11 protein-coding genes and 1 pseudogene are annotated in these 12,719 nt (G+C 53.8%); 8 read left to right on the forward strand and 4 right to left on the reverse strand.

Features of this window, described 5'->3' with window-relative positions:
• Nucleotides 1-94 precede the first annotated feature (94 nt).
• From GTU79_RS27740 to GTU79_RS27750, 3 genes are all read left to right on the forward strand, one after another.
• Complete coding sequence (locus tag GTU79_RS27740; protein WP_203523711.1) at nt 95-1,009, forward strand: LysR family transcriptional regulator; 915 nt, start codon at nt 95-97, stop codon at nt 1,007-1,009.
• A gap of 206 nt (nt 1,010-1,215) precedes the next feature.
• The gene (locus GTU79_RS27745) at nt 1,216-1,434 is read left to right on the forward strand and encodes a hypothetical protein (protein ID WP_203523712.1); all 219 of its coding nucleotides are present in this window, start codon (nt 1,216-1,218) and stop codon (nt 1,432-1,434) included.
• A gap of 48 nt (nt 1,435-1,482) precedes the next feature.
• Nucleotides 1,483-2,040, forward strand: coding sequence for a helix-turn-helix transcriptional regulator (locus GTU79_RS27750; RefSeq protein ID WP_203523713.1), 558 nt, complete (start codon nt 1,483-1,485; stop codon nt 2,038-2,040).
• Nucleotides 2,041-2,152: 112 nt separating this feature from the next.
• Here the strand turns inward: GTU79_RS27750 and GTU79_RS27755 are convergent, their stop codons facing one another.
• Nucleotides 2,153-2,938: an alpha/beta fold hydrolase gene (locus tag GTU79_RS27755; RefSeq protein WP_203523714.1), complete on the reverse strand. Its 786-nt coding sequence runs from the start codon at nt 2,936-2,938 to the stop codon at nt 2,153-2,155.
• A 115-nt stretch (nt 2,939-3,053) separates the two neighbouring features.
• Here GTU79_RS27755 and GTU79_RS27760 point away from each other — a divergent pair, with 115 nt between their 5' ends.
• The 3 genes from GTU79_RS27760 to GTU79_RS27770 all read left to right on the forward strand — a co-directional run bounded on the left by GTU79_RS27760 (nt 3,054) and on the right by GTU79_RS27770 (nt 5,002).
• Nucleotides 3,054-3,962 carry a LysR family transcriptional regulator gene (locus tag GTU79_RS27760; RefSeq protein WP_203523715.1) on the forward strand — a complete coding sequence of 303 codons (909 nt, stop codon included), beginning with the start codon at nt 3,054-3,056 and terminating at the stop codon, nt 3,960-3,962.
• A gap of 256 nt (nt 3,963-4,218) precedes the next feature.
• Nucleotides 4,219-4,590 carry a hypothetical protein gene (locus tag GTU79_RS27765; RefSeq protein WP_214513569.1) on the forward strand — a complete coding sequence of 124 codons (372 nt, stop codon included), beginning with the start codon at nt 4,219-4,221 and terminating at the stop codon, nt 4,588-4,590.
• A 148-nt stretch (nt 4,591-4,738) separates the two neighbouring features.
• A complete protein-coding gene (locus GTU79_RS27770; RefSeq protein ID WP_214513570.1) occupies nt 4,739-5,002 on the forward strand; it encodes a hypothetical protein in 264 nt (87 codons plus the stop codon).
• Nucleotides 5,003-5,940: 938 nt separating this feature from the next.
• On the opposite strand, the gene GTU79_RS27775 is transcribed toward GTU79_RS27770, so the two are convergent.
• Nucleotides 5,941-6,510: a single-stranded DNA-binding protein gene (locus tag GTU79_RS27775; protein ID WP_132924587.1), complete on the reverse strand. Its 570-nt coding sequence runs from the start codon at nt 6,508-6,510 to the stop codon at nt 5,941-5,943.
• Between the two features lie 244 nt (nt 6,511-6,754).
• On the opposite strand from GTU79_RS27775, the gene uvrA reads away from it, so the two are divergent.
• The gene (uvrA, locus tag GTU79_RS27780) at nt 6,755-9,610 is read left to right on the forward strand and encodes an excinuclease ABC subunit UvrA (protein ID WP_132924585.1); all 2,856 of its coding nucleotides are present in this window, start codon (nt 6,755-6,757) and stop codon (nt 9,608-9,610) included.
• Between the two features lie 583 nt (nt 9,611-10,193).
• On the opposite strand, the gene GTU79_RS27785 is transcribed toward uvrA, so the two are convergent.
• Both GTU79_RS27785 and GTU79_RS27790 read right to left on the reverse strand, forming a co-directional pair.
• Entirely contained in the window at nt 10,194-10,850 is a 657-nt protein-coding gene (locus GTU79_RS27785) for a TenA family protein (protein WP_132927949.1), read from the reverse strand.
• Nucleotides 10,850-11,692, reverse strand: coding sequence for a BtpA family protein (locus GTU79_RS27790; protein ID WP_203523717.1), 843 nt, complete (start codon nt 11,690-11,692; stop codon nt 10,850-10,852). The genes GTU79_RS27785 and GTU79_RS27790 overlap by 1 nt, the downstream gene beginning before the upstream one ends.
• A 28-nt stretch (nt 11,693-11,720) precedes the next feature.
• On the opposite strand from GTU79_RS27790, the pseudogene GTU79_RS27795 reads away from it, so the two are divergent.
• Nucleotides 11,721-12,622 (forward strand): annotated as a pseudogene (locus GTU79_RS27795) (ribokinase).
• Nucleotides 12,623-12,719: the final 97 nt, after the last annotated feature.

Genomic DNA, 12,719 nt, shown 5'->3' on the forward strand with positions numbered 1-12,719 from the left:
CTCGGATAAGAGTTTATTAGCCGGACAGCGATAGATAAATCCGCCAAAACCGGAAATACTGTTCGCTATGACAGAACAATAGCGAGCTAAATCGATGGTAAACAAACTGGAGCTGCTGCGCAGTTTCGTGCGCGTGACCGAACTGTCGAGTTTTACCCAGGCCGGCGAGAGCCTGGGCCTGCCCAAGTCAACGGTGTCCGAACATATCCAACTGCTGGAAGCCCTGGTGGGCGCCCGCTTGCTGCATCGAACCACCCGGCGCGTAAGGGCGACACAGGATGGGTTGGTACTCTATGAGCGCAGCCTGGATATGTTGGCGAACATGGACGAACTGGAGGGGTTGTTTCGTCAGGACGGCCTGGTGCTGACCGGGCGCCTGCGTATCGATATGCCCGCCGGCTTCGCCCGTTCCCTGGTGCTGCCGCATTTGGGGGAATTCATGCAACGGCACCCGCAGGTGCAAATCGAGATCAGCTGCACCGACCGCAGGGTGGATATCGTGCGTGAGGGGTTTGATTGCGTACTGCGCGTGGGTGAATTAACCGATGCCACCCACGTCGCCCGCCGCTTAGGTCAACTGCCGATGATAAATTGCGCCAGTCCGGCCTATCTGGCCGCCCACGGCACCCCCCACACCCCGGAAGAGCTTGCCGGGCACTATCTGGTTCATTACGTGTCGGTATTGGGCACCCGGGCCGAGGGATTTACCTACCTGCGGCAAGGCAAGCCGGTGGACCTGGAGCTGCCGGCCATGGTAACGGTAAATAATGTCGACGCCTATAACGCCGCCTGTCTGGCCGGCCTGGGGATCATTCAGGCCCCGTCCATCGGCTTGAGCGAACATGTAGCCGCCGGGCGTTTGGTCGCCATCCTGGCGGATTACCCGCCGCCTTCCATGGATGTCTCGTTGTTGTACGCTCATCGCCATTACCTGCCCCGGCGCGCGCGGGTGTTTATGGACTGGCTGGCGGAATTGATCGGGCAGGTCATCAACCCGCCCTCGCGCTGACAGACGCATTACGGCGAAAATATCAAATCACTCCTCAACGACCTCAAGGGAAATATTTGCGGGTTCCCTCCCTAACCCGTTGTTTAGCCATCGCATCATCACCATTCAATCAGATAAATTTCAATCTTGATCAACATAACCGGCCTTAGGGTTGTTGACAACCGTCAACATCATCATTAGGATAACCAGCAGTAACAAGGAGGGAAATGAAGGAACATCCCAATAAGCATATTCAGGCCGCCATTCAATATGCTCTTGCCAGGGACTGGAAATTTCGCCCCAGCCAAGGACATGCATTTGGCCGGCTTTACTGCGGTAAGCCAGATCATATCAAGCACCAAATGAGCGTCTGGTCTACACCCAAAAATCCCGAGCATCATGCCAAACAGATATGTCGCCAGGTGGATCGCTGTTTTATAACCTGACGTCATGGATACACAAGGCGGGGAAACCGCCTTTCAAGGAGCCAACCTATGCAACACTATCATTTCTCCCTCACGCTGGCCGGCGTTACCTCGGAGACGCCGGAGCTTGAAGACAGCCTGTTCGCCAGCGGTTGTGATGACGGCCTGGTCTGCTTTTACGGTAAATCGGTGTATGTGGAGTTCGATCGTGAAAGTGAAAATTTTGCCAAAGCGGTGCTAAGCGCCATCAACGATATCGAATCCGGCGGATCCGGCGCAACCGTGAACTCCGTAGATGCCAACCTCGTCGGCTTAAGCGACATCGCCGGGCTTTCCAACATGTCGCGCCAGGCCATCGCCATGCTGAAGGACGGGACTCGCGGGCCGGCGGATTTTCCCTCCCCTGTTCAACGGTTAAAAGGCATATCGCCATTGTGGCGCTGGGCCGACGTGGCCGAATGGCTGCATGAAAAAGGCAAACTGAGCTCCGATCTCGCCGCTAATGCGCGACAGCTGGAAATTATCAACATTGCACTGCAGTTACGTGAAACCAAACAACGCCAGATCATTGAATGTTATTCGTCCCTATTGGCGAATCCCCTGAAGCTGGCTGAATTTTGCCACTGACGAATCCTGGGATGGCAGTGCGCTCTCACTGCTACAGGGAACATGCCATGGCGCAAGTCTGGCTTTAGCTGGACGGCGCGTCAGATAAAAGAGGCTGTCTACCTCTATCGGCCTAAGGGTATAAGGATTCGACAAATTCATGAATGATCCCGGCAATCTCGCCCGGGGATTCAAGGGGTGAAAGATGCCCCGTTCCCGGCAACACATGCAGCCGCGCATGGGGGATAAGCGGCAGCAAGTCGGTTTTTAAAACCGCAACGGTTTCAACCCGGTCCAGCTCGCCGGCAATAATGACCGTGGGGGATGCGATCCCGGCGACGGCCCCGGCAATATCTTCCTGACTGGTATATTTCGGCCAGGCTATTTTCGCCTCCGGCGCGCCGCGCAAACTGTCTTTAATGATCTGCTGACGATGGTCGGGAGATAAGGGCTTTGCGCTCAGCATATGGTCGATTGCCATATTCACCGTCTCCTCAGAGGAATAGGCATTTTCCATGACCAAACGCGCTTCGGAAGCCAATTTCATCGGCGTCGGCGGCGCCGGCGCAATAAGTACCAGGCCCACCAGTCCGCGGGGATGCTGCGACGCCAGCAATTGTGCGATTCTCCCCCCCATGGAATGCCCCACCAGCACATATTGCCGCACATCCAGCGCCTTGATCATGGCCAGGATATCGTTAACGAAATCAATAAGTGCAAAACCGTTGTCAGCCGGCGCGGACGATTCACCCCATCCCCGCAGATCGGGGGCGATGGTACGGTAGGTTTCGGGCAGGGCGGCGATAACATCCGCCCACGTCCGCGACGATCCGCCCCAATAATGCAAAAAGATAATGGCCGGCAAGCCGTTACCCCTATCTTGTATATTCAGCGTCAAACCATTCAAAACGTATTTCATAACGCAACCTCGCCATAAGTGATATCAGGATGCAAGAGTATATTAAATACCCTTAATCGATAATCCACGCTCTGTTATCATCAGCCTGTCGTTAAACTATCGAATAGAGGTATTGATGGATCGTCTGACCAGCATTGAGGTTTTTATCGCCGCCGTCGATGAAGGCAGCCTGGTAGCCGCCGGCCGGCGCTTTGGCCTGTCCGCCTCGATGGCGGGAAAATACCTGACCGGCCTTGAAACAGAGCTGAATGTTTGTTTGATTAAACGCAGCACCAGGCGACTAAGCCTTACCGATGCCGGCAAAAGATATTACGACCGCTGCAAACGTATTCTGGACGAATTCGACGACGCCAACCGCGAAGCCAGTGACGCCAGCTTAAGCCTGCACGGCGTCTTGCGTATTGCCGCGCCGGTGACCTTCGGCACCCTGCATATGGGCAACGTCATCGGGCGGTTTTTGCAGGATCATCCGCAGATTAACGTGAGTATGCGGCTGGACGATCGCTACCTGGATTTGCACGACGACAATATCGATGTGGCGATTCGTATCGGCCGGTTGGCCGACTCGTCCTTGATTGCCCGGCGCCTGGCCCCCTGTCGCATGGTGCTGTGCGCCGCGCCGGCATATTTAAAGCGCGCGGGAACGCCTCGATTGCCCGAGGATTTACATCATTCGCCTCGTTTGGCGTTCAGCGAAGAGGTGTCGATGGGTGCATGGACGCTTTATGATGAAAACCAGCAACCTCACCCCATAGACGGCCCAATCCGGATGCAGGCCAATAATGTTCAGATGCTCTTGGACGCGGCCTTGGCGGGTATCGGTATTACCTACGGCCCAAGCTTTGTATTCGGTAAGTATCTTGCCGGCGGTGAGCTGATCAATTTACTGCCCGCTTACCGTACCAAAGACCTAACCGTACAGGCGGTTTACCCGGCGATGCGCTATACGCCGTCAAGGATTCGCCAATTTATTGATTACCTGGTGGCTGACTTTGGCGATATTCCGCCCTGGGAGCGTTTTTGAGAAAACGTCTGCGCGGGTAGGACCGCTCGCCCCGTTGGGAATGTTGATACAGGGCAGATATACATACACATCGGTACTGCCTAGCATTTAAGTACGTTGAATTTCTGATATGACCGTTTTTTGTAATCACCTATTCTTATGCTATGGTATTTTAATCAAATAGACCAATTCTTGAAGGAAATATTGTTACCATAAGGATCAATATCTTAAAATTAGATTTAAGAGTTAACCAAGAATATTTATTAAAGGGATAACCATGCTAGCTTCCGGTATTAAAAATCAACGTTCTGGCCAGGATGGATTGACTCATCCGATAAAGACGGGAACATTTCAAAGTTCCGAAACCCCCAAGAAAAGCAATGTTAAAGAGATTAGCAATGTTCCTGTCAATTTTTCTTCCTCACTTCAGCAGTCTGAATTATATTCGTACGGTGTCGGCAATCGCGCTAACAAACCTGATTTGGTTAACTTATCAAAATTAGTGATAAAGAAAATCCGATGTCTCTTTGGATTTAAATCAAGCAATAAGCATTATGGGAATAATGATAATGTGATTAGCCCTGATAAACTCCCTTTTATTCTCAAAGGAAAGACAAGTTCGCGACTCACGTCAAAGGACTGTTCTTGATAATATATCAAGGGATGAGCTTTATAACAATTCCTACAAATATACGGGTAATCCGGAGACTTTTTTTCATTACGGGCGATTACTAATTGAGAATAGTAAAATTGCCTCTGCTAATTGTGACCGCCAAAGTCCAATTGCATATTTTTTTTTGAATTATACCTTTAAATATTATGCAACTGAATTTTTCATAGATATAGTTTCTTTAAAAAACAGCAAATTTACACCAGGGTTTTCACATTGTGTAATAATAATTAGAGATGCCGTCTATAAAGAAGAGGCTTACCCAGACAACATGCATAAATGTTATCCAAATGATTTTATAATTGATCCTTGGGCAAATATCGGCTGTTCCGCCCATCATTATCCTGAACAATGGAATAAAAAATGGACAAATGGGCCGCCAGAAAATTGATAATAGATAAGGGTACTAGCCCTAAAGAGCTGAAGGGATTAGTTGAAGACTGTCAAATCAAATCTTACTTGACAATAAAAGGAGATGCTAAAAAATGCTACTGGCAATGAATTTGACAAGTATATGGAAGAAAGCACATTGGCGGCGTATGGCAATTTTTGGAAAGAGTGGACGACGAATGATGGTTGATGAATAATGAATAATGAATAATGAATAATGAATAATGAATAATGAATAATGAATAAACAAGAGCGTTGTGCATCTTGACTGAGTTGGTTAATTAAATTGCTTCATTGCTTGTTCTTGATATGGCTATCTGCACACCTGAGGCAGGCAAATTACAGAAGAGAAGACACTTCAGGCACCATTTCCTGTGTCAATTTATTGCCACCGATCGAAATGCCTAATGGATGTCTCTTTTCATGTGGTTTTCGGGTATCTAAAATATAGAGCGTATCGACGCCATTACAACGCTACGTTGGGTGCTACGGAGTTCGTTGTCATATTAGACAATTAGTTAACCAGCTTCGTTAATCTTTTTTTTAGTCAAGATGCGCCCCACTTAGGTTCACCTTACGTTCAATTTTGATCCTCACCGAACAGGCGCCAGTATGGTTGGTTATAGCTATCTTTAAAAGATAATCGCTACAAATACCAGTATGACGCCGGAATAACGGTGAGCAACAGACATTCCGCAACCCACTATGAACCATGATTTAACCAACCGGGCTTCGCCTCATGGAACTTGCAATGGCTGGCGCAAAGTAGGTTATTTCCCCGCAACCAGCCTTTTCCTGACATGCTACGCTTCCCTCCCTCTTTCGAGGTTCAAACCCATTACTGGGTAAGGATCAGTCAGGCTTGCAATAGGCACTCTAACAGCCTGAGATCATCACAACAAGCCATTATAACTACTTGATCTATAATAATAAATAAACTTAAAATGGAATATCATCGTCAAAATCCATCGGCGGTTCATTGCCGGCAGCCGGCGCATTATTTTGCGGCGCGGCGGCGGGACGACCGGCGGTCGCCGACGGCGCGGCAGCGGGATTACCGCTGAACTGCGCGTTATTGCCCTGCGGCTGCTGCGGCTGGCCCCAACCGCCCTGCTGTCCGCCGCCGGCATTGGCACCGGGTGCGCCCGCGCCGCCGCCCTGGCGGCCGCCCAGCATCTGCATGGTGCCGCCTACGTTGACCACCACTTCGGTGGTGTAACGTTCCTGGCCGCCTTGATCGGTCCATTTGCGGGTTTGCAGCGCCCCTTCAATATAGACCTGGGAACCTTTTTTCAGGTATTCCCCCGCCACTTCAGCGAGTTTGCCGAACAGGACCACCCGGTGCCATTCGGTCTTTTCCTTGGTTTCGCCGGTCTGCTTGTCGCGCCAGCTTTCGGAAGTGGCCAGAGTCATGTTGGCTACCGCGCCACCGTTCGGCATATAGCGGACTTCCGGATCCTGGCCCAGATTTCCGACTAGAATCACTTTGTTTACGCCTCTGCTGGCCATGTCGACTCTCCTGATAAGATAATTTACTAAGTGTAATCGCTAAAGTTTACCATGCAAACGCGTAAAGAACACGGCTGAAAATGAATGCGGGGACGATCCCGTGTCGGTTGATACAGATATTGCTGTTGCAATCAATACTGGATATTCGTTCAGCTTTTTTTGTGTCATAATTGTCCGTTTCGTGCCGGTCGCGTTGCCAACGCGGTCGTCAGTCATTATTCATCCGGTGACGGGATTAAGTTGAATGGATAAGATCGAAGTTCGTGGTGCTCGTACCCATAACCTGAAAAACATCAGTCTGGTTATTCCCCGCGACAAGTTAATAGTCATTACCGGCCTGTCCGGCTCAGGCAAATCCTCACTGGCTTTCGATACCCTTTATGCCGAAGGCCAGCGTCGCTATGTCGAATCGCTTTCCGCTTATGCCCGCCAGTTCCTGTCGCTGATGGAAAAACCGGATGTGGACCATATCGAGGGTCTTTCACCCGCCATATCCATAGAGCAGAAATCCACCTCCCATAACCCGCGCTCCACGGTGGGGACCATAACCGAAATCCATGATTACCTGCGCCTGCTGTTTGCCCGGGTCGGCGAGCCGCGGTGTCCCGATCACGACGTGCCGCTGGCGGCGCAAACCGTCAGCCAGATGGTGGATAATGTGCTGTCCCAGCCGGAAGGCACCCGTTTGATGCTGTTGGCGCCGATTGTGAAAGAACGTAAAGGCGAACACAGCAAAACCCTGGAAGGCCTGGCGACGCAGGGATATATCCGCGCCCGCATCGATGGCGAAGTCTGCGATCTGTCCGACCCGCCCAAGCTTGAACTGCAAAAGAAACATACCATTGAAGTGGTGGTGGACAGGTTCAAGGTGCGGGAAGATCTGGCCCAGCGGCTGGCGGAATCCTTTGAAACCGCCCTTGGCCTATCCGGCGGCACCGCCGTGGTGGCGGAAATGGATAATCCGCAAGCGGAAGAACTGCTGTTCTCCGCCAATTTTGCCTGTCCCATCTGCGGTTACAGCATGCCGGAACTGGAGCCCCGCCTGTTTTCATTCAACAACCCGGCGGGTGCCTGCCCCACCTGCGACGGGCTGGGGGTGCAGCAATATTTCGATCCGGAACGGGTTTTGCAAAATCAGGAAATATCCCTGGCGGGCGGCGCCATCCGCGGCTGGGATCGGCGTAATTTCTATTACTTCCAGATGCTGCGATCCCTGGCAGCCCATTATAAATTTGATGTGGAAGCGCCGTTCAATGAACTGGATAGCGATGTTCAGCAAAAAATCCTGTTCGGTTCCGGTAAAGAGACCATCGAATTCAAATATATCAACGATCGCGGCGACAGTTCGGTGAAACGCCATCCCTTTGAAGGGGTGCTGCCGAATATGGAACGCCGCTATAAAGAAACCGAATCCTCGGCGGTGCGCGAAGAGCTGGCGAAATATATCAGCAACCGCCCCTGCAACAGCTGCGGCGGCACACGCCTGCGCCGCGAAGCGCGCCACGTGTTTGTGGAAAACACCACGTTGCCCACCATTTCCGATATGGGCATCGGCCATGCGCTGAGCTTCTTTGATGAAATGAAGCTTAGCGGCCAGCGGGCGAAGATCGCCGAAAAAATCCTGAAAGAGATCCGCGATCGGCTGAAGTTTCTGGTGAATGTCGGCCTGAATTATCTCTCCCTGTCACGGTCGGCGGAAACCCTCTCAGGGGGGGAAGCGCAGCGTATTCGTCTGGCCAGCCAAATCGGCGCCGGGCTGGTGGGAGTGATGTATGTGCTGGACGAGCCTTCCATCGGTTTGCATCAGCGGGATAATGAACGGCTGCTGGAAACCCTGATCCACCTGCGCAATCTCGGCAATACGGTGATCGTGGTGGAACATGACGAAGACGCCATTCGCGCGGCGGACCATATTATCGATATCGGTCCGGGAGCCGGCGTGCACGGCGGGGAGGTGGTGGCTGAAGGCACCGCCGAACAGATTATGGCCAATCCGGCTTCACTCACCGGGCAGTTCCTGAGCGGGAAACGGGAAATCGCCATTCCCGAACGGCGGATCCCGGCGGACCCTACCCGGGTGCTGAAACTCATCGGCGCCCGCGGCAATAATCTTAAGGATGTCACCCTGACGCTGCCGGTGGGCCTGTTTACTTGTATCACCGGCGTATCGGGTTCAGGCAAATCCACCTTGATCAACGATACGCTGTTCCCGGTGGCGCAGCGTCAGCTAAACGGCGCCACTACCACAGAAGTCGCGCCCTATCGCGATATCCAGGGCCTGGAGTATTTCGATAAGGTCATTGATATCGACCAAAGCCCTATCGGCCGGACGCCGCGCTCCAACCCCGCCACCTATACCGGGGTCTTTACGCCGGTGCGTGAACTCTTTGCCGGTGTGCCGGAATCCCGGACCCGAGGTTATACCCCCGGCCGTTTCAGTTTCAACGTTCGCGGCGGACGCTGCGAAGCCTGCCAGGGCGACGGGGTGCTTAAAGTAGAGATGCATTTCCTGCCTGATATCTATGTGCCTTGCGATCAGTGCAAGGGCCAGCGGTATAACCGGGAAACCCTGGAAGTGAAGTATAAAGGCAAAAATATCCATGAGGTGCTGGATATGACCATTGAAGACGCACGGGAATTCTTCGATGCGGTGCCGGCGCTGTCCCGTAAACTGCAAACCCTGATGGATGTCGGCCTTTCTTACATCCGCCTGGGGCAATCCGCCACTACCTTGTCGGGCGGTGAAGCGCAGCGCGTTAAACTTGCTCGGGAACTGTCGAAACGCGGCACCGGCCAGACGCTGTATATTCTGGACGAACCCACCACCGGGCTGCATTTCGCCGATATCCAGCAACTGTTGGAAGTGCTGCATCAGCTGCGGGATCAGGGGAATACCATCGTGGTTATCGAGCATAATCTGGATGTGATTAAAACCGCTGACTGGATTGTGGATCTCGGTCCGGAAGGGGGTAACGGCGGCGGGGAAATTCTGGTCTCGGGTACCCCTGAAACCGTGGCGGCGTGCAAAGATTCTTACACCGCCCGCTTCTTGAAACCGATTCTAGACCGGAGGCACCATCCCATATCCAAAGCCGGCTAGGGGACGGGGTAAACGCTAACCGAATGCCGGCATGCTTTCCCTTTAACACGCTCGCTGCACGTTCGATGATCGCGGGCCTACCGTGGCATGGGGCACTCCGCGGCCGACCAAGGCCGCTTCGACCCCATTGCCGCGGTCTCCCTTTAACACGCTCGCTGCACGTTCGATGATCGCGGGCCTACCGTGGCATGGGGCGCTCCGCGGCCGACCAAGGCCGCTTCGACCCCATTGCCGCGGTCTCCCTTTAACACGCTCGCTGCACGTTCGATGATCGCGGGCCTACCGTGGCATGGGGCGCTCCGCGGCCGACCAAGGCCGCTTCGACCCCATTGCCGCGGTCTCCCTTTAACATGTTCGCTGCACGTTCGATGATCGCGGGCCTACCGTGGCATGGGGCGCTCCGCGGCCGACCAAGGCCGCTTCGACCCCATTGCCGCGGTCTCCCTTTAACACGCTCGCTGCACGTTCGATGATCGCGGGCCTACCGTGGCATGGGGCGCTCCACGGCCGACCAAGGCCGCTTCGACCCCATTGCCGCGGTCTCCCTTTAACAGGTCCGCTTCACGCGCCGGCGATCGCGGGCTTAACCCGCCGGGCAATCCGCATAGGCCGCGCCGTGAAAATCAATTTCCCATTCCAGCACCTGCCGGTAGAGCGCGGACAGGCGCCGCTGTTCGCCTTCAGGCAAAATTGCGGCGCACTGGTCCAGTTCCGCCTTTAACCAACGGGCCTGGGCGAAAAAGGTCTCTTCGGCATGCATCTCCACCCAGTGGCGGATATCCGGATCTGCTTGTTCGGACCTATACACCCGGCTGCACCAATGGTAATACATCCACTCGGCGCCGAACATCAGGGTGACGATATCGGCATAACCGCCTTCCCGGGCCGCTGTCAGCATGCCGTCGCGAAAACGGCTCACCGCAGGGAGGTTGCGCTGATAGTCATCGGGATTGATGCCGCGCCGCGCCAGGACCTGTTCAAAATAGCCCATCTGGTCGTCCACCAGGGCGTTCAGTACGCCCACCAGCCAGCGCTGCTGGCGTATACCCGGCGCTTTGCTGACCGCCAGGGCGAAGATGCCGATGGCGGTGGCGACAAAATCGCCTTCGAACACCAGGTATTGATTAAATACCCCGGCGGGCAGCTTATCCTGTTCAATATCGGTGACAAAACGATGCTGCTGCATGGCCTGCCAGGTGGCTTGATGTTCCGCCAGCAGACGGTCGCTGAAACTCTCCATCATTCCTCCAGTGCTGCCCGGGCCGCGGCCATAAAGTGTGTAACACGCTCCGGTTCCACTTCATTCCACCATACGCCGCCCACTTTTAAGGTGCTGGCGACAATAACGCCCTGGGTACGCTGCAAAATCTGCTGGACGTTATCGGGCGTAACACCGGATCCCACTAGCAGAGGCAACCCGGTGGCGGAGCGGATTTCATCGATTTCTTCCAGCGTCGCGCTGTCACCGGTACGTTGGCCGGTGGCTATTACCGCGTCTGCCTGGAAAAAATCCACATCCCGGGTCAATTCCTGAATGGAGCGATCGGCGACAATGGCATGGCTGCCGTGTTTAACGTGGCTGTCGGCAAACACCCGGATATGTTCGGCCCGCAGCATGCTGCGATAGCGCAATGCTTTGGCCGCCGCGCCTTCAATAAATCCTTCATTGGCGATATAGGCGTTTGCCCATTGATTCACCCGGATAAAATCCGCGCCGCCCGCCAGCGCCGTGGCCAATGCAGGCAGCGCGGCGTTGGCCAGCACATTAATCCCAAGGGGCACGCCGAATTCATTTTTAATACGATCGGTAATAACCGACATTAGCGCCGCGGTTTCCGGCCCGATATCTTCCGGTTTGGCAAAAGGAATATCGCCATGATTTTCGATAATTAATCCATGTACGCCGCCGGCAATATAATGCTTGGCATCGTACAAAGCGCGATCGATTATTTTTGAAAAAGGCTGACCTTGATATTGTGGCGTACCAGGAAAAGCCAGACAATGCACAACACCAATAACTGCTTTGCTCCTGGAAAATATATCTTGTATTGCACTAGGTTTTTCTGCTGATATAGAAGCCATCTTATTTCACCTTCTTAGGAATTACATTATGCACGTCTATGTCGTGGGTAATATGGGCGTCGACCAAACCTTTCTGATCGATGAACTGCCTGAAAAGGCGCATCGATTCTTGGGCAAAGAATATCCCAGGATTTGGGCGGAAAAGGAGCCAATCAGGCCATTATTCTGGCTCGCTGTGGAATAAATACCACCTTGATTGCCGGCAGCGGTGACGATAGTCATGGAGCATGGTGCCGCAATAAAATAGCGCAAGAGTCATTAGGCCTGTTTCCGACCCAACCCTTGGATTGCGCTACAGATACCTCCATCATTCTTAATAGCGCCGATGGCGATAATGCGAATATTACCACCACCACCGCAGCCGATAGCTTATCCCTGGAGGACATCAAAATCGCCCTTGCCGCAGCGCAGCCGGGCGATGTGTTATTACAGCAGGGCAATTTCTCTTTCGAAAAAACCCGTGCCATTTTTGAATATTCCCGCAGCCGTAAGTTATTCAATGTCTTTAATCCTTCGCCGGTTAAGGCTCAGTTCGCCAAACTTTGGCCGCTTATCGATCTGGCGGTGCTCAACAGCGTCGAAGCCCGGCTGCTGAGCCAGGGCCGCCAGGAGCCGATGGCCGCGGCGCAGCAGTTGCTGAACGACGGCGTCGGCATGCTGGTGATTACTCTGGGCGCCGAGGGCGCGCTGCTGTTGGGCAACGGACAGCAACATCATGTGGACGCAGCCCCTTGCCGGGTCGTTGACACCACCGGCGCCGGCGATACCTTCCTGTCGGTCATGCTGGCCTCTTCACTGCGGCGCGGCGTTGCCGTGGACCCGCAGGCGCTGCGTCATGCCGTCGCCGCCGCGGCGATTACCATCGGCCGCAGCGGCACGTTAAGCGCCTTTCCTTCCCGGCAAGAGCTGGTCGGCTTGCTTACCTGTTAAAAAACTGCCCGGGCGGGACAGGAATGTCCCGCTGGGCTTGTTGACAAAGTGCCCCGCCAGTACAGGCCGCCAGACCGTAGCGATACGGTAAACCTGC

Origin of the sequence: Sodalis ligni (assembly GCF_016865525.2) — a bacterium.
Taxonomy (GTDB): Bacteria; Pseudomonadota; Gammaproteobacteria; order Enterobacterales; family Enterobacteriaceae; genus Acerihabitans; species Acerihabitans ligni.